This is a genomic window from Bradyrhizobium yuanmingense (genome assembly GCF_029167105.1).
GTDB classification, from domain to species: domain Bacteria; phylum Pseudomonadota; class Alphaproteobacteria; order Rhizobiales; family Xanthobacteraceae; genus Bradyrhizobium; species Bradyrhizobium yuanmingense_A.
Genome location: NZ_JARFML010000009.1, coordinates 1 through 20,970, shown reverse-complemented (window position 1 = coordinate 20,970; position 20,970 = coordinate 1). Strand labels below are relative to the sequence as shown.

At 64.2% G+C, this 20,970-nt stretch carries 20 protein-coding genes; 9 read left to right on the top strand and 11 right to left on the bottom strand.

The annotated features are described in order from the left end of the window. Positions 1–85 precede the first annotated feature (85 nt). A complete protein-coding gene (locus P0R31_RS13500; RefSeq protein WP_275514498.1) occupies positions 86–940 on the top strand; it encodes an AraC family transcriptional regulator in 855 nt (284 codons plus the stop codon). A gap of 259 nt (positions 941–1,199) precedes the next feature. Then, positions 1,200–1,709 (top strand): GNAT family N-acetyltransferase, encoded by a 510-nt coding sequence (locus P0R31_RS13495; RefSeq protein WP_275514497.1) that lies wholly within the window; start codon positions 1,200–1,202, stop codon positions 1,707–1,709. A 214-nt stretch (positions 1,710–1,923) separates the two neighbouring features. On the opposite strand, the gene P0R31_RS13490 is transcribed toward P0R31_RS13495, so the two are convergent. Together P0R31_RS13490 and P0R31_RS13485 are read right to left on the bottom strand one after the other, a co-directional pair. Further along, positions 1,924–3,753 carry a caspase family protein gene (locus tag P0R31_RS13490; RefSeq protein ID WP_275514496.1) on the bottom strand — a complete coding sequence of 610 codons (1,830 nt, stop codon included), beginning with the start codon at positions 3,751–3,753 and terminating at the stop codon, positions 1,924–1,926. Between the two features lie 304 nt (positions 3,754–4,057). Next, positions 4,058–4,765: a hypothetical protein gene (locus tag P0R31_RS13485; protein WP_275514685.1), complete on the bottom strand. Its 708-nt coding sequence runs from the start codon at positions 4,763–4,765 to the stop codon at positions 4,058–4,060. 220 nt (positions 4,766–4,985) lie between these two features. On the opposite strand from P0R31_RS13485, the gene P0R31_RS13480 reads away from it, so the two are divergent. From P0R31_RS13480 to P0R31_RS13465, 4 genes are all read left to right on the top strand, one after another. Continuing rightward, positions 4,986–5,315 (top strand): DUF6949 family protein, encoded by a 330-nt coding sequence (locus P0R31_RS13480; protein WP_275514495.1) that lies wholly within the window; start codon positions 4,986–4,988, stop codon positions 5,313–5,315. A gap of 84 nt (positions 5,316–5,399) precedes the next feature. Beyond that, positions 5,400–5,930, top strand: coding sequence for a gamma carbonic anhydrase family protein (locus P0R31_RS13475; RefSeq protein WP_260379792.1), 531 nt, complete (start codon positions 5,400–5,402; stop codon positions 5,928–5,930). Between the two features lie 134 nt (positions 5,931–6,064). After that, the gene (locus tag P0R31_RS13470) at positions 6,065–7,759 is read left to right on the top strand and encodes a PAS-domain containing protein (protein WP_275514494.1); all 1,695 of its coding nucleotides are present in this window, start codon (positions 6,065–6,067) and stop codon (positions 7,757–7,759) included. Positions 7,760–7,904: 145 nt separating this feature from the next. Continuing rightward, positions 7,905–8,279, top strand: a complete 375-nt coding sequence (locus tag P0R31_RS13465) for a hypothetical protein (RefSeq protein WP_275514493.1) — start codon at positions 7,905–7,907, stop codon at positions 8,277–8,279. A 180-nt stretch (positions 8,280–8,459) separates the two neighbouring features. Here the strand turns inward: P0R31_RS13465 and P0R31_RS13460 are convergent, their stop codons facing one another. The 6 genes from P0R31_RS13460 to P0R31_RS13435 all read right to left on the bottom strand — a co-directional run bounded on the left by P0R31_RS13460 (position 8,460) and on the right by P0R31_RS13435 (position 14,043). Next, a complete protein-coding gene (locus P0R31_RS13460; RefSeq protein ID WP_275514492.1) occupies positions 8,460–8,951 on the bottom strand; it encodes a hypothetical protein in 492 nt (163 codons plus the stop codon). A gap of 180 nt (positions 8,952–9,131) precedes the next feature. Beyond that, positions 9,132–9,863, bottom strand: a complete 732-nt coding sequence (locus P0R31_RS13455) for an aspartate/glutamate racemase family protein (RefSeq protein WP_275514491.1) — start codon at positions 9,861–9,863, stop codon at positions 9,132–9,134. 21 nt (positions 9,864–9,884) lie between these two features. Then, positions 9,885–10,763, bottom strand: coding sequence for an ABC transporter permease (locus P0R31_RS13450; RefSeq protein ID WP_275514490.1), 879 nt, complete (start codon positions 10,761–10,763; stop codon positions 9,885–9,887). Positions 10,764–10,766: 3 nt separating this feature from the next. Next, entirely contained in the window at positions 10,767–11,720 is a 954-nt protein-coding gene (locus P0R31_RS13445; RefSeq protein ID WP_275514489.1) for an ABC transporter permease, read from the bottom strand. Between the two features lie 5 nt (positions 11,721–11,725). Further along, positions 11,726–13,015, bottom strand: coding sequence for an ABC transporter substrate-binding protein (locus tag P0R31_RS13440; RefSeq protein ID WP_036044006.1), 1,290 nt, complete (start codon positions 13,013–13,015; stop codon positions 11,726–11,728). A 41-nt stretch (positions 13,016–13,056) separates the two neighbouring features. Next, complete coding sequence (locus P0R31_RS13435) at positions 13,057–14,043, bottom strand: ABC transporter ATP-binding protein (RefSeq protein WP_275514488.1); 987 nt, start codon at positions 14,041–14,043, stop codon at positions 13,057–13,059. 258 nt (positions 14,044–14,301) lie between these two features. On the opposite strand from P0R31_RS13435, the gene P0R31_RS13430 reads away from it, so the two are divergent. Then, positions 14,302–15,009 (top strand): GntR family transcriptional regulator, encoded by a 708-nt coding sequence (locus tag P0R31_RS13430; protein ID WP_036029681.1) that lies wholly within the window; start codon positions 14,302–14,304, stop codon positions 15,007–15,009. 38 nt (positions 15,010–15,047) lie between these two features. Here the strand turns inward: P0R31_RS13430 and P0R31_RS13425 are convergent, their stop codons facing one another. The 3 genes from P0R31_RS13425 to P0R31_RS13415 all read right to left on the bottom strand — a co-directional run bounded on the left by P0R31_RS13425 (position 15,048) and on the right by P0R31_RS13415 (position 17,279). Continuing rightward, complete coding sequence (locus tag P0R31_RS13425; RefSeq protein WP_275514487.1) at positions 15,048–16,025, bottom strand: Bug family tripartite tricarboxylate transporter substrate binding protein; 978 nt, start codon at positions 16,023–16,025, stop codon at positions 15,048–15,050. Positions 16,026–16,129: 104 nt separating this feature from the next. Beyond that, on the bottom strand, positions 16,130–16,945 hold the full coding sequence (locus P0R31_RS13420; protein WP_275514486.1) for a helix-turn-helix domain-containing protein: 816 nt from the start codon (positions 16,943–16,945) through the stop codon (positions 16,130–16,132). A 106-nt stretch (positions 16,946–17,051) separates the two neighbouring features. Further along, positions 17,052–17,279, bottom strand: coding sequence for a hypothetical protein (locus P0R31_RS13415; RefSeq protein ID WP_275514485.1), 228 nt, complete (start codon positions 17,277–17,279; stop codon positions 17,052–17,054). A gap of 126 nt (positions 17,280–17,405) precedes the next feature. Here P0R31_RS13415 and P0R31_RS13410 point away from each other — a divergent pair, with 126 nt between their 5' ends. Continuing rightward, complete coding sequence (locus P0R31_RS13410; protein ID WP_275514484.1) at positions 17,406–18,953, top strand: FAD-dependent oxidoreductase; 1,548 nt, start codon at positions 17,406–17,408, stop codon at positions 18,951–18,953. A gap of 178 nt (positions 18,954–19,131) precedes the next feature. After that, entirely contained in the window at positions 19,132–20,892 is a 1,761-nt protein-coding gene (locus P0R31_RS13405; protein WP_275514483.1) for a CYTH and CHAD domain-containing protein, read from the top strand. Positions 20,893–20,970: the final 78 nt, after the last annotated feature.

Sequence of the window (20,970 nt, the reverse complement as noted above, 5' to 3'; positions counted from 1 at the left end):
CTTTCTACCCACACATCGCGTGATCTGGCGGAGATTCCCGATGGGTATGCTTGGCAATTCTGTCGATAAATATGTGACCGGCAGAATGCTCCAGACGTCCAACGACCGGCGGTGGGGGAACCTCCTTGCCGAGCGATGGAGCCATGAGCCGGGGGATCTGCCGCCGCAATTGCCGCGCGACACCGAGATCGCCATCCTGCTGCGCGGCAACTCGGTTGTCGATCGCGAAGGCGCAGGCACGCGGCAGCGCACCTTCGGCCGAAAAGGCACCGTGTGGCTCTGTCCGGCCGGCATCCGCGAGGATTTCATCCGGGTCGAGAACCAGATGCAGGAATGCCTGCATCTCTTTCTTCCCGGCAAGCCTTTCGACGACACCATGCTCCGGGATCTCGACATCGATCCGTCGGGAATCTCGATCCGCTACGAGGCCATCGATCGAGACATGTTCATCGAGCATGTCGCTGACCGGATCCTGAAGGAGCTCGAACAGGAGAGTTCCACCGGGCGGCTCCTGATCGAAAGCCTCGGGCGCGCGTTATCGGCTCATCTCGTGCACACCTACTCGGCCACGGCGGTCAGGCTTCGGCAAATCAACGCAAGCCAACGGCCGCTCGATGCCAAGAGGCTGTCGCGCGTAACGGAGTTCATCGAAGCATCCGTCGAGCGCGAATTCACGGTCAAGGATCTGGCGTCGGTGGCGTGCATGAGCCCGGCGCATTTCTCCCGCAGCTTCAAGGCCGCGACTGGAGCTGCGCCGCATGAATATGTCAGCCGTCAGCGTCTTGATCTCGCCATGCGGCTCTTGTCCACCAGTGATCGCCCCCTGGTCGATATCGCTTTTGCCGCAGGATTTTCCTCGCAGGCCAACTTCAACCGCGCCTTCCGCAAGGCGGTTGGGACGACGCCGAGCCTGTATCGGGCGCAGAAGGGGCGGGAGTGAGCGCGCCGACTTTGGCGGGCGCATGGCGTCGGACCTTCGTATAGACCCGTCTCGAGATCTATTTCTTCGTGAGAACGCGTAGCCGCGCCCTGGCACCAGCGGCAGTGATACCCTCCGCCTCGACGAGGTCGGCTTGCACGACGACGCCCGGTCCTCAGCCGGTGGGAACGGTGTGATCGGCACAATGTGTGAGTAGGGGATACCGTCACCCGCAACTAGACTGATGCCATCTAACTGGAAATCATCACCATCGATATCGATGCAAGCGTCTTTTGAAATTGCCCGCCTGACCGAGGAGTCGGGCCTGTCGAAGACGATCGCCGCGCTTCAATTCGCGTTCTGGGGGCCGCTGACAGGCTACGACTCGGTCGCGGACTATGAGCAGTTTCTTTGCCGCGCAGCTCGTTCGCGCCAATTGCCGCAAGTTCTGGTTGCCCGGGGTGGCACGACGCTCCTTGGCTCGGTCAATCTGCTCGCCAGCGAGATGACGATGCGCCCTGCGCTGTCGCCGTGGATGGCGCAGCTGTTTGTGCCCGCTGGCGAGCGGAGTCGAGGTGTCGGAAGCGCGCTCATTGATGCCGCCCTAGCTCGCACTGCGGAGCTGGGCTATCGACAACTATATCTCTACACGTCTGGTACGTTGCCGGGCTATTATGCTTCCCGCGGCTGGCAGGCGGTGGAGGAGCTCGAATATCTCGGTAAGACGCGGGTCGTCATGGCGTACGAGCTGCCGCATCATTCCGGTCAGGGTACGATCAAGCGTCGATAGTTTTGTTTGGGCTTCTTACGGCAACACGCGCGATCGGCGCGAGCATTGCTGGCGCGGCATCCTGATCAGCTTTACGTGCTCAATTACAGATTTCAGCGTTACCAGCACCGACGAGGCTGGTCCTCCCAATTGACCTCACCTCAAGTCCACAATCGGGCCCCACCTGCCGACAACCGTTTGGCTGCAAGCATCCTCCCCCGTGGCCGGCGGCTTCTTAGTTGCAGACTTCAATGAGCGAACTACCACCTATTCCGCTTCCCCTCCCTGCATTTTCGAGCCGGCAGCCCGAACGAACTGGACGACAACCGACAGAGTTGCAATAGATCTGACCCGTCGCTTGCGGCTTCGCGGGTGTGGTTTCGACCTTCTTCCTTTCATTGTCTCGCTTATTGGCATCCTCGCGGGTCGCGACCGGCTTCTTGTCCTGCACCTTCTCGCACTCATTGTCGTCGTTGACGCGGTAGCCGGCGCGGCAGGTGATCTTCACGCAAGTATCGCCGTTCGCCTTGAAGCCGTGATTGCACACGAGCGGGCAGACGCGCCCCGGCTTGGCCTTGATGGCATCGAGCGCTTCGAAGCTCGCGAATTTGGCGTCGAACTTCGTGCCGGCATATTTGTTGAAGAGGGTGAGCGAACGCTGCGAGGTCGCATTCCAGTCGCCGTCCGCATTGCTCGCGAGGCATCCGACTCGACGGAGTTCTGACTGCACGAGTTTGGCCGTCTCCTGCGGCGACAGGCTGGGCGCCGATTGAGCAGGGGCCAGGGCCGCGACCTTCTGCTCAGCGTCGCGCTGAGCCTTCTCTTTGGCGGCTAGCTCGGCAGCTGCCTTGTCGTTTGCAATCTTCTCGGCCATCACCTTTTCGGCAGCCTGCTTGTCGGCCAGGGCCTTGGCGACGGCGGCTTCGGCCTCCTTCCTGCGCTGCTCGGCGGCGGCGGCCTTGGCCTCCTCGATCTGCTTGGCCTTTTCGGCCGCAATGCGGGCATCTTCGGCAGCCTTCGCGGCAGCTGAAGCCTTGTCCTGCTCAGCCTTCTTGGCGCGATCTGCCACGAGCCGCGCCTTCTCGTCTTCAGCCTGCTTGGCTTTCTCTGCGGCGATGGCGCGGGCATCTTCGGCCCCGATCTTCTTCAATTGCACCCGCGCAAGGTTCGCGTAAAAACCCTCGGGATAGGCTTGGAGGAACGCTTGCCACGCGTCGCGATCCCCCGCCTGCAACGCCAGCTCATAATCGCGGCGAACTGCATCCTGGGGATTCGCTTGCGGCCCGGCCGCGACCGGCTTGGCCGGAACCAGGGCCAAATCGTCACCGCCGAGCGAGCCATAGACAAACGGCTCCTGCTTGTTGCCGGTGGTCTTGAGCACATCATCGCGAACGAATCGAAAGGCCTTGCCCAGGTCGAGCCCCGGCGTCGGCAGGCGCTCGACCAGAGCGGTGGCAAACGGGCTGTTCTTCGCATCGCCATCCGAGGCGGTCGAGCCCGCCTTGGCCGCGAAGGCGATCATGGTGTTCGGGCTGGTGGGCTCGACCTTGGCGAGCCCGCGGCCGATGGCACGCGAGGCAACGGTACGCTTCATCGTCTTGGCGAACGGATTGTCGCGGCAGGCATCGAGGATGACGAGGCGCAGCTGCTTTGCCGGCTCGATGGCAAACAGCACCCTGTCGAGCGGGAACGCCTCGTCGAGAACGTCGGTATCGGTCTCAAGCGTTGCGTCCGTCGGGATCAGATAATTGGTGCCATCAAGCTCGATGCCGTGGCCGGCGTAGTAGATCACCGCGACGTCGGCCTCGCGCGCCTTGCTGCCGAATTCGCGCAACGCCTTGCGCATGTCGACGACGGTCAGGTCGAGCTTGATGTCGACGGTCTCGAACCCGGCCTTCCTGAACATGCCGCCGACCAGTGCGGCATCGTTCGCGGGGTTCGCCAGCCGCGCCACGTTCTTGTAGGCCGAGTTGCCCATGACGAGCGCGACGCGCTTCTCGGCCAGCGCAGAGCCGATCCCAAGCCAAGTCGTGACAATCAAAAAAACAAACAGCCGAAGCCGCATTCCTGCCCCCGAATGCAATAGCGTCAGATTATTCGCAGGATGGCCAAATGCAATTCTACGATCAGTGATATCAATCACACATCCATGCGGCCATCCGGGCAACCCCGGTGCCAGGTGAGGAGGCCCGACTTCCTCAGGAGTCGGCCACCGCATCACGGCATCATGCCCTGTTTTGCCCCGACAGGTCAATCGTTATTCGAAAAATACGAAACGGTTCGATGCTGCCCACGCTTGGCTACTGTGCATGGGGTTGTTTTCGACTTTTTGTTTTGAAGGCTCCAGCCGTCCAGCAAGCGGGCCGCGTTCAGCCCCGCGGCCCGCGCAGCTGCACCGTCAGTCTGTCCATCGCCTCCGCCACCTCCCGCCATTGCGCCAGCCAGCTTCGTGGAAAGCGGAAGGTGAGGTCGGCGCCGCCGACGCGGCGCTCGGAGAGGCACATGCCGGGTGTGGCGGCATCGCGTGTGCAGCGCGCGGTGAGCGCGGGGCTCGCAGCCGAATAGAGGTCCTCGCTGCCGTAGGGCGTGTCGGTTCGGAACATCCGCATCGTCAGGCCGTCCGCTGGGCTTGGCGCGGCCTGGTCGAGATAGCGCGGATAGATCGTGGCCGTGCGCTGCTCGGGCGAGAGCGCATCGTGATGGGCCGCGATCGACAGGAAGATGCGGTCGATCGACTGCAGGGCCGCTTCCGCCGTGTCGGAGGTGACGTGCTTGGGCGCGCCCGGCGGCTCCAGCGACGGATAGAGGAAGTCGAGATCGATGCGCTCCTGGGGCCCCGAGTGCCGCTGGATCTTCATCCGGATCGCGGTCACCGGCAGGTTGAACAAGGTGCCGCCGACGCTCACCGGCAACTTGTCCGGCGCGTTGGCGCCCCGGCTGCCCCAGGTCGGCCACAGCAGATAGGCGACGAGAGCGACCGCAGCGACCGCAGCCGCGCCCCCGAGCACGATCGGCACGACATGCGCCCGGGTGCGCGTGCGGGGGGACCTGAGGGGAGCTGCCGAGAACAATGTCATGAATTGCGAGGTCGACCGGAGGTCGGCCGATGGCCGACGAATCAGCGGCGAATATGCCATGCGACGGCGGTTTCGCGCAGCGTTCCCGGCTGCCGGGATCGGGGACGGCCCTGCACGGGGCGGCCGGCCGCGTTAACCTTTCCTTAAGGATAATGTAGCGTTAACGCGCTCTCCTTGTCACAGGAAGGCACGCGCGTTGCGTAAGGGCGGAGCACTTCCGATGACACCTGAAGCTCTCAACACCTTCTTCTCGATCGGCATCGGTTTCGCGCTCGCGGGCGCGCTCGTGAGCGGATACCAGGCGCTGGCGCAGCGGCCCGCCGGCTTCGGCCTGCTGCAGGACGGCGTGGCCCCGAAAACCTTCGCGGCGGTTCCATTCCTGGTGTTCGCGGCGCCCTTCATCATCATGCGCAACACGCTGCGCGGCGTGCGGGTGGAGAGCCGCCGCATCGAGTTCGTGATGATGGCAACCGTCATCGCCGCCTTTTGGAGCATGATGAGCGGCACCTTCTTCCTGATGACGCTGCGCGCCGCCGGCCTTCTGGTCTGATCCCGCGCGCTTTGAGCGCGGCCGGCCCTTTGCGTCGCGGCTGCCGTTTGGCTATGCCAGTCGTCAACGCGACAGGAGACAGCCATGGCCATCTACGAGCTCGACGGGCAGGCGCCCGACCTTCCCGCCGACGGCAATTATTTCATCGCCGAGACCGCGACCGTGATCGGCCGGGTTCGCCTGAAGCCGGGCGCGAGCGTCTGGTTCGGCGCGGTGCTGCGCGGCGACAATGAGTGGATCGAGATCGGCGAGGGCGCCAACGTGCAGGACGGCTCGACCTGCCACACCGATCTCGGCTTTCCGCTCGTCATCGGCAGGAACTGCACGGTCGGCCACAACGTCATCCTGCACGGCTGCACCATCGAGGAGGGCGCGCTGATCGGCATGGGCTCGATCGTGATGAACGGCGCAAAGATCGGCCGCAACAGCATCGTCGGCGCGGGCTCCGTCATCACCGAGGGCAAGGAGTTCCCCGAACGCTCGCTGATCATCGGCTCGCCGGCCCGCGTGATCCGCACGCTCGACGACGCCCAGGTGCAGAAGATGGGGAGCGCGGCCCGGTTCTATGTGGCCAACGGTCCGCGCTTCAAGCAGGGCCTGAAGCGGATCGGCTGACCGGCTCGCCCGGCCGCGCTTCGCTCCAGCCGGGCGAACGGATCCATACCGTAAAAGTACAGGTTGGCGCTTTAATCCTCTGCTAGCGCGATCACGCTTATCATCCAGCGTTTTCAACCAGGAGGAGCGGCGCCATGGGAGCTGCGGCGCTGGAATCCGGCCTCGGTGCTGGAACCAAATTTTTGAAGAAATTGGTCCGTTTCATACGCGGCGCCGATACGCTGACGGTCGCGGAGAAGGTCTACAGCATCGCCGCCTTCCTGGCGATCGTCACCACCTTCCTGCTCGTGATGTCGGTCCAGTCGGTGCGCTTGCAGACGACGTATCGCCACCTGCATGCCACCTCCGCCGACGCAGCGGTCGGCGTCGGGCGCATCAACGCCCTGATCTACGCCGTCGTGATGGAATCGCGCGGCATCTACATGTCCGCCGATCGTGCCGCGATGAAGCAGTTCGCGGACGGGCTGGTGCGGCGCAACCGCGAGCTCGCCGAGGCCGTGAAGAGCATGGAGCGCACGGTGCGCGACGACGACGCCGAGCTGTTCTCGTCCTTCCGCCTGCGCATTCAGCAGTTCATCGACTTCCGCAACGAGCTGGTGCGGCGCGGTGTAGAGATCAGCCCCGCCGCGGCCCGCGAGTGGGGCGACAACGACGCCAACCGCACCCTGCGCAGCAAGCTCAACAGCGATCTCGAAGCGCTCGAACGGATCTACGAGCAGCGCGCCAGCGAGGCCGATGAACTCGCCGACAATCATCGCTACGCCGCCGCCTATCTGTTCGCGCTGGGGCTCGTGGCGCTGATGCTCGCGGCGCTGAACGTCGTCGTCATGCGGAACTCCGTGGTCGGCGCGCTCGCCGATATCACGCAGGCGACCGACCGGATCGCGCAGGGCGACGTCAAGAGCGAGGTGCCGCATCTGCACCGTCACGACGAGATCGGGCGCCTTGCGCGCGCGGTACAGAATTTCCGTGACGCGGTGGCGCGCATCTTCGAGCTCGAGGAGCTCGAGCTCGGCACCGCGCAGGCGCGCGACGCGGCGATGACCGAGCGCGACAAGTTCAACGACAAGTATCAGGCCAAGAAGTGGCAGCTTTCGGCGGCGATCAACAACATGCCGCAGGGGCTGATCATGCTCGACGGCAAGGCCAATGTGGTCGCGATGAACGCCAATTACCGGAAGATGTACGATCTGCCGGAGACGATCCAGACCGGATCGACCCTGGAGGAGATCCTCGAGCACAGGGTCAAGAGCGGATTGTTCAGCGGCGACGTCGCGAAATATGTCGCGGCGGTTCTCGACCGGATCGCCAGGCGCGAACCGACGGCCTACGAGCTTGCCTTGAACGACGGCCGCGTCATCAAGATCTACGAGCGCCCGATGGACGGCGGCGGCTGGGTGTCGGTGCAGGAGGACATCACCGAACAGCGTCAGCGCGAGCGCATGCACGAGCGCATGGAGCGCCTGCTCGCCATCGTCGTCGAAAACGTAACCGAAGGTATCATCGCCAAGGATGCGCGCAACCTGCGCTATCTGTTCATCAACAAGGCTGCCGAAAAGCAGATCGGCATGTCGCGCGCCGAAATCGTCGGCAAGACTGCGCGCGAACTGTTTTCCAAGGAAACCGCCGATCTGATCGAGCAGCGCGACAAGCAGCTGCTCGCCCAGCAGCAGCAACTCGAGCCTATCACCGATACGATCAACAACCCGATCCGCGGCCGGCGCAAGGTGTCGTGGCGGCGCCTTCAAATCGGCGGCGCCGGAGAGGATTCGCATATCTTCGTGACCATGGTCGAGGATCTCGGGTCAGGGATGGGCGCTGCTGCGTAGCGGACCGGCAAGGTAGGACAATGAAGAGCATCTGCCGCCGATGCTCGCGCGGAAGTGAGACAGCGTGGCTGTCACGAATGACCGACTGACGGTAGCTTGGTCCTGCTTTGAAGCGTGGAGCAACCTCCACGCGGAGGATCGAGTGATGTTACGCAGGATGATGATGACGGCGCTGGCCGTGGCGGCGGTCGGGCTGTCGGCGCCACAAAAGGCCGAGGCGGGCGGCGGTTTCGGACGTGGTGGAGGCTTTCACGGCGGTGGCTTCCATGGTAGCGGCTTCCATGGCTGGGGGCACCGTCATTGGCATGGCGGCGGCTTCTGGCCAGGGGTCGGGATCGGGGTAGGTCTCGCCGGCGCCGGCTACTACGGCGGTTATTACGGCTACGGCTACCCCTATTACGGCGGCCCCACCTATTATGGCGCCGGCTACAACGACGGTTATGGCGGTTGCTACGTGGTGCGCAAGCGCGTCATGACCCCGTCGGGATGGCGCTACCGCCAAGTCGACGTCTGCGAGTGAGGCGGAATAGCTGTTAAAAAACAAGGTCGTTGACGCAGTATACCGTCAACGACCTTGCCAGCCCCGGATATTGAAATCGGCTCACGCCATCCGGTAACGGCGAGCATCGCGCGGAATCATACCGGCGAATGTGATCCAGTTCACAAGTGGCGAAAATAAAGTTCCCGCACCGTGACCGGCTCAGCCGCCCGAGCGCTTGCGTGCGCTGGCCTGGCGGTGCCGCGCCGGTTTCCTGCGGGTAACCGATGGAGTCTCGACTTCGGTCGCCCGTGCGCTGGCAGAGGACTGCCGCAAGCCGTCGATGGATTCGTTCAAGGCCGTGACCTGCTCCGACAGGCGCTTGGTGTCGGCCTGTTGCGCCGCCAGCAGCCGCTTCATCGTCTGAAGCTGGTCCTGCACCACTTGGAGCTGGTCGATCGATTCCTGCTGGGTCGCCTCCAGCCCCTTGGTCTTCTCGACCAGCTGCTCGGAGGCCTGGGCGGTGCGGGCCTGAAGCTGCCGCGAGGCAACCACCCGGTCGCTCTCGGGGGCGGCGCCGGTATAGGCCCGCCAGATTGCGATCGACGTCACGCCCGCGATCAGCAACAGGAGGGCTGCAGCAGTCAGCGCGATCGGCTGTGCGCCAAGGCGAAGGAGGGTGTTGGACGGCGTGTCCTGGGCGAGATCGATCATCGCTGACAAAACCCAAATTGAAACTTGGTGAGTGGCGAAGACCGGCAACCCAGAGGGGCCACCGGGGCGTCCCGAAAGCCTTACGTTTCGGCAAGGAATGGGACCAAAAAGAGGCTGATCGGCAAAAAACCAGTGATCAGCGGCCCTTGCAGCCCGGGAGCGCCGCGCAGGGGGCAGGGATCAAGGCTGAAATTGCGAGAACGGCCCGGAATAGCTTTTCGTGCGCGGTGCCGCATAGGGCCCGAGCCGGGAGGTCTTCAGTCCAAGCCGCACCAGTGATTCCGCCAGCGTCACCGCGGCCGCGACGCCGTCGACCACGGGTAGGCCGTGCGCGGCGGCGAGCTCGCCTGCGAGATCGGCCATGCCGGCGCAGCCGAGCACGATGGCCTCGGCGCGGTCGTCACGGACGGCGGCGGTGATCTCCGCCGAGATCTTGCCGAGCGCATCAATGTTGCGCTCTTCCAGCGCCAGCACCGGGACCTCGGCGGCACGGACGCGGGCGCAGCGTTCGGCCAGGCCGTACTTGCGCAGATTGTGCTCGAGCGGCACGATGGAGACGCCGAGCGTGGTCACCACGGCAAAGCGCGCCGCGATCAGGCTCGCGAGGTGGAAGCCGGCCTCGCCGATGCCGATCACCGGCGCTTTGGCGGCGGCACGCGCGGCATCCAGGCCGGTGTCGTCGAAGCAGGCGATGATGTGTGCGTCCGCGCCGTCGCGATCGGCCTCGCGGATGCAGCCGAGCATGCCGGGCACCGCGAAAGCTTCGTCGTAAAATCCCTCGATCGAGACCGGGCCCATCACCGGCTGACGCGCATCGATCACGGTGTCGGCGAGGGCAACGCTGCGCGCGGCAGCGGCGATCTTCGCCGTCATCGACGCTGTTGTGTTGGGATTGACGACGTGAAGCCGCATCGGAACAGACGAGTCCTTATCTCAGACGAGTCCCTTGCCGGCGTCCGAGCCCTTGGCCGCCTGCCGCTTGTTGAGCACGTGAATGGTGCCGAGCGCAAGCGCGATGACCGTGAACGAGACCGCCGAGATCACGGTGCCGAGCGCGTAGATGTCGGGGTTGGTCACGGTGGTGGTGAGGCCTTGAAGATCCAGCGGCAACGTGTTCACCGCGCCGATCGCCTGGCTGGAGCGTGCGAGCTCGTCCCAGGACAGCGTGAAGCCGAACAGGCCGATGCCGATCACCGAGGGCAGGATGATCGGCAGCACGACATGACGAAAGGTTTGCCACGGTGTCGCGCCGAGATCGCGCGCGGCCTCTTCCAGCCGCGGATCGAAGCGGTTGAAGATCGCGAACATGATGAGCAGCCCGAACGGCAGCGTCCAGGTCAGGTGCGCGCCGAGCCCGGACGTCAGCAGGCCCATCGAGGTCTCGAAATTCTCGTTCCAATGCGCCTTGATCAGGTCGTCGATGATGCGGAACTCGAGCGAGATGCCGAGCGAGGTGATGATCGAGGGCACGATGAGGCTGGCGATCGCCGAGTAGAACAGGATGCTCTGCGCCTTGAACTTGCGCCGGAACGCCATGCCGGCGGCGACCGATAGCACGACGGTGACGATCATCACGACGATGCCGAGCAGCAGCGAGCGGCGGAAGGCGGCGCCGAGATCGACGATGCCGGTGCCCTGGAACAATTTCGCGATCCAGAAGGTCGATACGCCGTTCATCGGGAAGGTGAGGCCGCCCTGCGGCCCCTGGAACGACAGCACGTAGATCGCGATCATCGGCCCATAGAGAAACAGCACATAGGCCGCGAAGAAGATCGCGAGCACGTAGAACGAGCGCGGGCGTCCTTCCTTCATGCTCTAGAGCTCCTTCTTGATGTCGACGATGCGCGACATCATGGTGATGATCAGGAAGGTGATCGCGAGCAGGATCACGGCATTGGCCGCGGCGGCGGGGAATTGCAGCGCGTTGACCCGCGTCTCGATGATCTTGCCGGCGGCGGCGATCTGCTGGCCGCCCATCACGCCGATGGTGATGAAGTCGCCCATCACGATGGTGATGACGAAGATCGAGCCGATCACGATGCCGGGCTTGGCCAACGGAATGATGACGTTGACGAGGGTCTGGAAACCGCTGGCGCCGGCATCATAGGCGGCCTCGATCAGCGACTTGTCGATGCGCACCATCGAGTTGAAGATCGGCACCACCATGAAGAAGGTGAAGAGGTGCACCAGTGCCAGCACCACGGAGAATTCGGAGAACAGCAGCCATTCGATCGGATGGTTGATCAGCCCCGTCTTCATCAGGCCGGAGTTCACGAGGCCGTTGCGCCCGAGCAGCGGAATCCAGGCGATCATGCGGATCACATTGGAGGTCCAGAACGGGATCGTGCAGAGCAGCGACAAGCCCATCTGCCAGGTCTTGGACTTGACGTGGAAGGCGAGGAAGTAGGCGACCCAGAAGCCGAGGAAAAGGGTGATGGCCCAGACCAGGAAGCAGAGCTTCAGCGTCTTCAGATAGGTCTTGGCGATGGTGCAGAGTTCAGGGAGCTGCGCGATGCAGCCTTCGAACGTGTCGGTGTAGCCGCGGCCGGAGAAAGCCGGCAGCAGCTGGTATTCGTTGTAGTCCCAGAACGAGACGATGACGACGAAGACGAGCGGAATGAGGAAGAACGCGAGAAACACAAGCATCATCGGCCCGGCCTGGAGCCAGGAGATGAAGGACGGTGACAGGCGCGTCGGCTTTGCGGCGCGCGCTGTGCCCGACCCCGGGATCAAGCCCGGGGTAGCCTGTTGCAGGACTTCTTCCGACATGTCCGTTACGCCGCGATGAACTCGTTCCACTTGCGGACCATGTAGTCGTTCTCGTCCATCACGGCGTTCCAGCACGCCACCCCGCCCATGCGATCTTCGTAGGAGCCGCCGTCACGCACCGCGCCGGCCTTTTCAAGCAGCGAGCCGTCGGGCGCCTTGATGTCCTTCTCGGCCGGCTTGCCTTCCATCCAGTAGGCCCATTCGTAGGGCTCCATGTGGGCTTTCGCGGTGGAGAGCACGGCGGAGTAATAGCCCTGGCGGTTGAGATAGGCGCCGGCAAAGCCCGACAGGAACCAGTTCACGAATTCATAGGCCCATTCGAGCTTGGCACCCGAGACGCCCTTGGACACGCAGAAGCCGGAAGCCCAGGACCGGTAGCCTTCCTTCAGCGGCTGGAAGGTGCAGGGGATGCCCATCGAGCGCACCTTGGTCACCGCCGGCGACCACATCGACTGAATCACGGTCTCGCCTGAGGCCATCAGGTTGACGCTCTCGTTGAAGTCCTTCCAGAAGGCGCGGAACTGGCCGGCCTTCTTGGCCTCGGTCATCACCTTCATGGTGAGATCGATCTCTTCCTTGGTCATGTTGCCCTTGTCGGCATATTTGTACTTGCCGGAGGCTTCCACGACCATCGCGGCATCCATGATGCCGATCGAGGGGATGTTGAGGATCGAAGCCTTGCCCTTGAACTCGGGATTGAGCAGCTCGGCCCAGGTGCTGATCGGGCGCTTGATCAGGTCGGGGCGGATGCCGAGCGTGTCGGCATTGTAGACGGTCGGGATCAGCGTGACGAATTCGGTCGCCGACGTCGCGAACTTCTTGGAGTCCTTGCCTTCCAGATAGAGCACCTTCCAGGGCGCGGTGCCCTGGCCGCCGATCTTCTTGCCGCCGGGCGTCTCGCCCTTGGTGAAGACAGGCGTGATGTTGCCGAACTCCTTGATCTTCTTGGCGTCGAGCGCAAGGATGTTGCCCGACGGAACGAGCTTCTTCAGCGAGAAATATTCGGTATCCAGCACGTCGAAGGAATTCGGCTGGGTCATCACGCGCTTGGTGACATCGTCGGTGGTCGCGGTGATGTATTCGATCTTGATGCCGGTGTCCTTCAGGCACTGCTTGGCGATGTCGTCGCCCTCGTTCACGGCCGTGCCGAGATAGCGCAGCACCTTCGCATCGGCCGACTTCACGTAAGGAAAGCCGGTGATCGCGCCGGAGCCGGCGGCGAGGCCGGCGAGACCCGCGGTGCCCTTCAATAGCGTGCGGCGGCTGACGCCGGTCTTCCTGGTCGTCTCGGTCATTTCGCTCACTCCTCTGTTGCGCATTTCCGTGGTGAAGGGTGCTATTGCAGGCGTTGCGCCTTGGCGGGATCCCAGGTCGCCAGCACGCGATCGCCCGGACGGAACGGATGCACGTCGAAGGTGGACTCGGGAACGTGGGAGAACAGGGCGGTGCCGTCGTCGAGCGTGAGCGAGACGGCGATGTAGGAGCCCTGGTACTCGGTCTGGGTCAGCAGCGCCGGCGCGCCGAAGGCGCCGTCGACGAACGGCACGATGCCGAGCTGATCGGCGCGAACGGCGATGAGATTGCCGGCGTCGCTGAGCACGTTGTGGCCGCCGATGAATCGGGCCACGAATTCGGTGCGGGGACGATGGAAGATGTCGCGCGCCGTGCCCTGCTGCTCGATCCTGCCGTGGTTCATCACCACGATGTGGTCGGCGAGGGCCATCGCCTCTTCCTGGCCGTGGGTGACCTGGATGAAGCTGATGCCGAGTTCGCGCTGCAGCCGCTTCAGTTCGCCGCGCATCTTGACGCGCAGGAACGGATCGAGCGCCGAGAGCGGCTCGTCGAGCAGGAGGATCTGCGGCTCGGTGATCAGCGCGCGCGCGAGCGCCACGCGCTGCTGCTGGCCGCCGGAGAGCTGTGCCGGAAGTCGGCCTGCATATTGGCTCATCGCGACCAGCTCGAGCAATTCGCCGGCGCGCTTGTGCCGCGTCGGCTTGTCGATGCCGCGCATCTTCAGGGCGAAGGCGACGTTGTCGATCACGGAGAGGTGCGGAAACAGAGCGTAGGACTGGAACATCATCGCTGTGCCGCGCTTGGCCGGCTCGAGGTCGGTGACGTTCTGCGCGCCAAGGATAATGTCGCCTTCGCTGACCGCCTCGTGACCTGCGATCATGCGCAGGGTCGAGGTCTTGCCGCAGCCGGAGGGGCCGAGCAGGCAGCAATAGGTGCCGGCTGGGATCTTCAGGTTGACGTTGTCGACGGCCAGCGTGGCGTCGTAGCGCTTGGTGACGGCGACCAGTTCGAGAGCGGCGGGAATGGCCATGGCGTGTCCGAGGAGGGGCGTTGCGTCCCGCCTCTCTCCGCAAGGTCCGTGCCAACAGCCCGCGACGGTGCGAATCTCCCAAACTGTGCAGCGGACTCAGATCGTTAGATCGATTCCGGCCCAATTTGTCGGGCCGTCACCTGTGCAGCCGGATGCACACAAAACGGGCGAAGATTGTATAAAGTTTCGCCTGTGATTGGATACAGCTCATCGACTAACATTGCAGGCCGAACGTACGTCGATCGAGCCCTCACAATCATGGCCGCCAAGACCCGCCAGAAACCCGATGCGCCAGATGCGAGCGATCGCGTCAGCCGTATCCGGGAGGGTGTGACCGCCGCGATCCTCGAGCATCGTCTGCTGCCGGGCACCAAGCTCGGGGAGGACGAGATCGGCGACATCTACGGCGCGAGCCGGACGCTGGTGCGCTCAGCGCTGCAGCAGCTTGCGCATGAGGGCATCGTCAACATCGAGAAGAATCGCGGCGCTTTCGTTGCGCGCCCGACGCCGGCTGATGCCCGCGAGGTGTTCGAGGCGCGACGCCTGATCGAGCCCAGCATCGTGGACCGCGCCATTGACGCGGTCTCGCCGGCCTGGCTCGATCGCCTGCAGCACCATCTCACAGAAGAACGCGAGGCCGAGTTGCGCGGTGATGCCCGCGCCTCGGTGCGGCTCTCCGGCGAGTTTCATCGTCTCGTCGCCGAGATGAGCGGCCACAGCATCTATCTCGGCTTCCTGAAGGAGCTGATCGCGCGCTCCTCGCTCATCATCCTGCTCTACCGCCGTCACGACACGCCCGCGTGCGGCACCGATCATCACGCCGGCATCGCCGCCGCGATCCGCAAGCGCGACAAGGCGCGCGCCGGCGCCTTGATGCTGTCGCACCTGAACGAGATCGAGGCGGAGCTGTTCCTGAAGGATCCCGCCGCCGACGAACTGCGGCTGGCGGACGTGCTGGGGGCGTGAGAAGCGCGTCGCCAGCGCACGATCGGCGGGTCCGGACGCTATTGTGGCTCCAATCCGAGATTCTTGATCGACTCCAGCCAGACCGGCCCTTCTTTTTCGTAGAGGGCGACCGAGGATGCGCGGTCCATTGCCGGCGCATCGACCCCGAAGGCCTCCAGCAGCTTCTGGACACGCTCGGTCTTGCCGCCTTCGACCATGAGCTTGGCGAGCAGCTCGATCCGGTCGGACGGCGTCGCAGCGGGCGCCACCAGGGTCGTGAAGCTGGTCAGCTGGAAGACCTTGCCGGTGACCCCCTGCTCGGTGAACGTCTTGGTGTCCGGCAGCTTCTTCATGCGAACCAGTGACGGAACAGCGATCGCGCGGCCGACGCCGGTATCAAGGACCGGAAGCGCGGCTTGGTAGCTGCCGGTCGCGGCCTGGATGACGCCGGCCGCCAGGTCCTGCCACATCGGCGCTTCGCCGCGGTAATGCACGATGGAGATGTCGAGGCCATATTGGCGGTTGAGCTCGGCGATCGCGATGTGCGCGAACGAACCGATCCCATACGAGCCGGCCGTGACCTTGTTGCGGCGCGCATAGGCGACGAAATCTTCGATAGACTTTGCACCGGTGGCGGAATGGACGACCAGCGGCAGATGACCCGATGGCGTCATCGCGACGATCGTGAAATCCTTGTCCGGATCGTAGGCGAGCGACTTCAGCAGCAGCCGGTTTCCGAGCAGCGTGGACGAGATCGTGTACATCAGCGTATGGCCGTCCGCCGGCGAATCCTTGACCGATTGGGCTGCCAGCGCGCCGCTCGCTCCCGTCTTGTTTTCGACGACGACCGGCTGTCCGAGCTTCTGAGAGATGTAATCGCCATAGGCGCGGGCGAACGCATCGGTGATGCCGCCGGCGGGCGTCGAGACGACGATCTTGATGGCTTTGGTCGGCCAGGCTTCGGCCGCAGCCCCGTCAGCCGTGGCCAGCACCAGGCTTGCAATTGCAGCGCCCAGCGTTGCGACGAATGTCCTCACTTGCCCCTCCCGTTTTGTTGCGTCTTTGGGCGCCCTTTGGCCGCCGGGCAGAGATGTCACACGAGCAGAGGCAAATAGAAACAACATTTCATTGTGTGAAATGGCTAGCTCTTGGCGGCCGCGGACGGGCCTGCCGCAGCAAGCCTGGCGCTGAGCGTCTCGGCCAATGCGGAGGCGACTTTCTTCATCTGAGGCACGAAGCGCCGGAGACCTTCCTCGGTGCTGACGGCCTCGCGCAGCATCATCACGTTCATGCTTGCGAACAGGCGGTTCGGAACAGCGACGGGAACGCCGATCGCCCAGACGGCGCCGCCGAAGATGCGGCGGCTGTAGCTCTCGTCCATCACTGCGAATCCGGCTTTCCGGATCGCGCGCAGCACCTTCGTGAGTTTGGCGGGATTGCGGGCGAGGTCGTTCCAGGGCTCCGGGCTGAGGGCAAGGCGCGCCGCGATGCGCTCCTGCTCGGCCGGTTCGCAAAACGCCAAATAGGCGCGCCCCATCGAGGTGCCCAGCACGGGAAAACGAAAACCCGGGGGACGGTGGAACAGCAGCGAGCCGCCGATCCGGGTCGTGTGCGCGATCACCATGGATTCCTCGTCGAGCACGGCCACGTCCGAGGGCCACTGAATCTGCTGGCGAAACTTGTTGAGCATCGGTTCGGCGATACCGCCGATCCAATTGGGTTCGTCGTAGCCGGCGCTGAGCAGGAGCGACCGTCCCGTCGGGGCATAGCTGGGCGGCTCGGCGCGCCGCACCACATATCCTTCATGCTCCAGCGTTTCGAGCATGCGGACGATCGTTGCCTTATTGAGGCCCGTCGCCTTATGCAGCGAGCCTACGGTCGATTGCCGTTCCTGGTTGATGACGCGCAGGACCTCGAGGCCTCTCGACAACGCGATGACGGGACGGAACGATGGCATGGCAGCTCTTGGTGGGGGACCGTGCCGCTAGTCAATGATGCAATCGCCGGATCAGTCAACAGGCCCGACTCCCCGGCCGGGAATTGGACGGTGCCGCATCGGCTCCTCAGCGACCGAGTTCGCTTTCGGCGGCAAGCTGCCCCTCTGCCGTGATCTCGTATTCGCCGTCCTGCTTGGTCATCCATCCTGACCTGACCATCTCTCGTGCAAGCTGTATCGAGCAGATCGGATGATTGCCGCCCGGGTGATACAGCCTGTCGTTGCGGACGAGCAGGTGCCCGTACAATCGTGCCTGGCGCAGCGCCCTGCGCATCCCCGGTGATGGACTTTTCATGCCGGTTCAAGCGCGAGCACGATGAAGGTTCCTAATGAATGCGGCCATCTCATCGGCATTTCGTTCGGCAGCGCACATAGGAACCGTCATTCTGCTGCATGGTTTCTTCTTCCGAGGAGTAGCGCCATGAACGTATTGGATGAGCACACTCGGTCCCTCTGGATGGACGTATCTGTCGCCGAAGCTCCGGTGTTGTCGCGTACGGTCGGCGTGGACGTTGCCGTGGTCGGCTCCGGAATAGCCGGGCTTTCGGTCGCATATGAACTTGCTTGCCATGGACGTTCGGTCGCAGTGATCGATCGCGGCCGCATCGGCAGCGGGATGACGGCGCGCACCACGGCGCATCTGGCGACCGCGCTCGATGATGGTTACGATGCGTTCGTGCGAGTCCGCGGCCCGGACTGTGCGCGGCGTTACTATCAGAGCGTCGCTACCGCGATCGATCGCGTCGAGGCCATCCAGGGCGCCGAGCACATCGATTGCGATTTTAAACGCGTCGATGGCTACTGGGTACAGGCACCCGAAACGTCCGCATCCGAGCTGGATAGTGAATTGGGCTGCTGTCGCAAGCTGCAGATCCCCGTCGAAAATCGCATTGAGCCGACACCGTTCCATGACGGGAGGCAGACGCGTTCGCTGCGCTTTCCGCGCCAGGCGCGCCTGCATCCGACTAAATATCTCGCCGGTCTGGCGAGCGCACTGCAGCGCCGGGGCGCCCAGCTCTATGCCGACACCTGCGTCGAGAGCATCCAGCAACGCCAGGGTAGCATGGTCGTCACCACCGCCTCAGGCTACGAGGTTCACGCCGCCGACGTGGTGGTTGCGACCAACTCGCCCGTCAATGTTCAGGTGGCGATCCACGCCAAGCAGGCGCCTTACCGCACTTATGCACTCGCCGCGAAGATTGCGGCCGGCGCCGTGGAGGATGCGCTTTATTGGGACACGCTCGATCCTTATCATTATGTCCGCCTCCACCCGTTATCTGCCGACGAGGACATCGTGATCATCGGCGGCGAAGATCACAAGTCGGGTGAGGCGAATGATGGCGCACAGCGCCTTGACGCGCTTGAACGCTGGGCGCGCGAGCGATTGCCGGATTTGCGCGAGGTCACCCATCGGTGGTCGGGTCAGGTGCTGGAGCCGGTCGATTTCACCGGCTTCATCGGCCGCAGCCCCGACGAGGAGCATGTATTCGTTGTCAGCGGCGACTCCGGGCAGGGGATCACGAACGGGCTCGTGGCGGGCATGCTGATCGCGGATCTCATTACCAGCGGCGGAAGTGCCTGGGAGGACGTCTACGCTCCGTCACGGAAGATTCAAAGGAACATCGGCGAGTTCATCAGCGAAAACATCACCCCTATCAAGAATTTCGCGGAGTATCTCACCGCAAGTGAAATCGCGAGCGCTGAACATCTGCGGCCCGGCGAGGGGCGCCTCTTCCGAAGTGGCCTGAAGAAGATCGCGGCGTGCCGGGACGGAAGCGGACATTTGCATTTGCATTCGGCGAGCTGCACCCATTCGGGCTGCGTCGTGCACTGGAACTCACTCGAACAGTGCTGGGACTGCCCATGTCACGGATCGCAGTTTGCACCCGATGGCACCGCGCTCAACGGCCCGGCGGTTTCCCCGCTCGGCGAGGCTGAAAGGCCGGCCAATCTTGAAGCGGCAGAATGACCGGCATCGGTCGGCGTGTCTTGGTCAGGCTTTAACAGGGCGTGCCCTGACGGCTGCAGCTTATACGTGACGAGCTGCATGTGTGAATCATGACGCGCGGCGATCTGATGTGACTGGTCCTCGCGGACTGTACAGGCTATATCCTGTCGCCTGTCATTGAACTGTCATGTTACCGCAAATGCTGAAGTCAGATGCTGCGCCGGCTCGCAAGACTCCGGGCGCGCCGGAAGCCAATCCTGCTGTTGGGAACACCAAGAGAACGCAGCTCCTCACCGGCTTCCCGGGGCAACGCGAGGAAAACAGCGTGGAACCCGCGACGGTCGAGGAGCGCGCTCCCCTTGAGCAGACGCCATCGCAGGACGTGACGCCCGAGCCGAGCCCGACCCAGCCCGCATCTCCCGCCGCCGAAATCGAGCTCAAGCTGCTCGTCGGTGCCGATCGCATGGCGCATTTCGGCGCAGCGCCCGTGATCGCGGCGAACGCACGCAACAAGGGCACGCGCAAACGTCTCAAGTCCGTCTACTACGACACGCCCGAGCGGACGCTTTGTCGCGCCGGCCTGAGCTTGCGCGTCCGCCAGAGCGGTACGCGTTTCTTGCAGACCGTGAAGACCGAGGTTGCGGACGATCCGTTGCGTCGCGGCGAATGGGAAGCAAGCGTGCCTTCCCTTGCGCCCGATCTTGCTTTGGCGATGCCGCTCATTCCGGAGAAGCTTCGCGAGCGACTCAAAGCGCAGCCGCTCGAAGCGGTGTTCACGGCCGAGGTGCATCGGCATACGCGCATCGTCGAGCTGCCGTCCGGCACGGTCGAGGTCGCGTTCGACCGCGGCGAGCTCACCGCCGGCGACCGGTCGGTTCCTGTCAGCGAGATCGAGCTGGAGCTGAAGAGCGGCAGCGCGAGCGCGATCTACGAGATCGCGCTGCGCCTTGCGGAGCAGGGAACGGTGAAGCCGTCCATCCGCAGCAAATCCGCGCGCGGCTTCGATCTTGCCGCGGACCTGCCGCCGTCGGCACGCCGGCCGCGCAAGCTTCGTCTCGATCCCGCTGTGACGCTCGACGAAGCCTTCGCGACCATCCTGCGCGCCTGCTTCCTTCACCTGCTGCAATCGCTGCCGGCGGCCGAGGACGGCCGCAATCCGGAAGGCGTGCATCAGCTGCGCGTCTCGCTGCGCCGGCTGCGATCCGCGCTCGACCTGATGCGATCGGTCGGCGCGCTCAGCAACCTCGAGGCGCTGCGTTCGGAGGCCAAATGGCTGGCGCAAGGCCTGTCCGCCGCGCGCGACTGGGACGTGTTCCAGCTCGCCACCTTGCCGGCGATCGCAAAAGCCTGTCCGTCGGTCGCAGGCTTCGATGCGCTCGGGCAGGCCGCGGCTCAGCGTCAGGCGGAAGCCTATCGCAGCGCCCGCCACGCGCTCGATGATCGCCGTTGCGCGCTCTTCCTGATCGGTCTTGGCGGTTGGATCGAGACGCGCGGCTGGCGCAACGGCGTCGCGCCCGAAGATCTCGGCCGGCTCGCCGAGCCCGCCGTCAATTTCGCGCAGCGCGTCCTGTCGGAACAGTACGCGAAGGTGCTCAAGCGCGGCCGCCGCTTCAAGTCGCTGACGGTCGACGAACTGCACCGCGTGCGGCTCGCCACCAAGCGGCTGCGCTATCTCAGCGAGTTCCTGCTGCCGCTCTACGAGGATCGCAAGTCCGCGCGAAAATTCGCGCGCCGGCTCGCCGGCTTGCAGGAGGAGCTCGGCGTCTTCAACGACATGGCGGTGACGGCCTCGTTGCTCGACGGGCTCGGCGCTGAAGATCGCGACAGCGCCATTGCGCCGGCCGCGATCGCCGGCTGGCAGGCGCGGGCATCGATCGGCATGCAGCAGGGCTTGCAGGATAGCTGGCGGGATTTTGCCGCCGCACGCGTGCCCTGGTCGCGCCAGGGCCAGCAGAGCTGATCGCGCTTTCCCAAAAAGTTGCGCCCAGCCATTGGGGGATGGCTGGGCGCGCGCGAACCGGTCTGGGACGGGGAGGGG

What these genes read in the sequence shown, in the direction of transcription:
- P0R31_RS13500 (WP_275514498.1), top strand. Translation starts at nt 86, where the DNA reads ATGCTCCAGACGTCCAACGACCGGCGGTGGGGGAACCTCCTTGCCGAG.
- P0R31_RS13495 (WP_275514497.1), top strand. Translation starts at nt 1,200, where the DNA reads ATGCAAGCGTCTTTTGAAATTGCCCGCCTGACCGAGGAGTCGGGCCTG.
- P0R31_RS13490 (WP_275514496.1), bottom strand. Translation starts at nt 3,753, where the DNA reads ATGCGGCTTCGGCTGTTTGTTTTTTTGATTGTCACGACTTGGCTTGGG.
- P0R31_RS13485 (WP_275514685.1), bottom strand. Translation starts at nt 4,765, where the DNA reads ATGACATTGTTCTCGGCAGCTCCCCTCAGGTCCCCCCGCACGCGCACC.
- P0R31_RS13480 (WP_275514495.1), top strand. Translation starts at nt 4,986, where the DNA reads ATGACACCTGAAGCTCTCAACACCTTCTTCTCGATCGGCATCGGTTTC.
- P0R31_RS13475 (WP_260379792.1), top strand. Translation starts at nt 5,400, where the DNA reads ATGGCCATCTACGAGCTCGACGGGCAGGCGCCCGACCTTCCCGCCGAC.
- P0R31_RS13470 (WP_275514494.1), top strand. Translation starts at nt 6,065, where the DNA reads ATGGGAGCTGCGGCGCTGGAATCCGGCCTCGGTGCTGGAACCAAATTT.
- P0R31_RS13465 (WP_275514493.1), top strand. Translation starts at nt 7,905, where the DNA reads ATGTTACGCAGGATGATGATGACGGCGCTGGCCGTGGCGGCGGTCGGG.
- P0R31_RS13460 (WP_275514492.1), bottom strand. Translation starts at nt 8,951, where the DNA reads ATGATCGATCTCGCCCAGGACACGCCGTCCAACACCCTCCTTCGCCTT.
- P0R31_RS13455 (WP_275514491.1), bottom strand. Translation starts at nt 9,863, where the DNA reads ATGCGGCTTCACGTCGTCAATCCCAACACAACAGCGTCGATGACGGCG.
- P0R31_RS13450 (WP_275514490.1), bottom strand. Translation starts at nt 10,763, where the DNA reads ATGAAGGAAGGACGCCCGCGCTCGTTCTACGTGCTCGCGATCTTCTTC.
- P0R31_RS13445 (WP_275514489.1), bottom strand. Translation starts at nt 11,720, where the DNA reads ATGTCGGAAGAAGTCCTGCAACAGGCTACCCCGGGCTTGATCCCGGGG.
- P0R31_RS13440 (WP_036044006.1), bottom strand. Translation starts at nt 13,015, where the DNA reads ATGACCGAGACGACCAGGAAGACCGGCGTCAGCCGCCGCACGCTATTG.
- P0R31_RS13435 (WP_275514488.1), bottom strand. Translation starts at nt 14,043, where the DNA reads ATGGCCATTCCCGCCGCTCTCGAACTGGTCGCCGTCACCAAGCGCTAC.
- P0R31_RS13430 (WP_036029681.1), top strand. Translation starts at nt 14,302, where the DNA reads ATGGCCGCCAAGACCCGCCAGAAACCCGATGCGCCAGATGCGAGCGAT.
- P0R31_RS13420 (WP_275514486.1), bottom strand. Translation starts at nt 16,945, where the DNA reads ATGCCATCGTTCCGTCCCGTCATCGCGTTGTCGAGAGGCCTCGAGGTC.
- P0R31_RS13415 (WP_275514485.1), bottom strand. Translation starts at nt 17,279, where the DNA reads ATGAAAAGTCCATCACCGGGGATGCGCAGGGCGCTGCGCCAGGCACGA.
- P0R31_RS13410 (WP_275514484.1), top strand. Translation starts at nt 17,406, where the DNA reads ATGAACGTATTGGATGAGCACACTCGGTCCCTCTGGATGGACGTATCT.
- P0R31_RS13405 (WP_275514483.1), top strand. Translation starts at nt 19,132, where the DNA reads ATGCTGAAGTCAGATGCTGCGCCGGCTCGCAAGACTCCGGGCGCGCCG.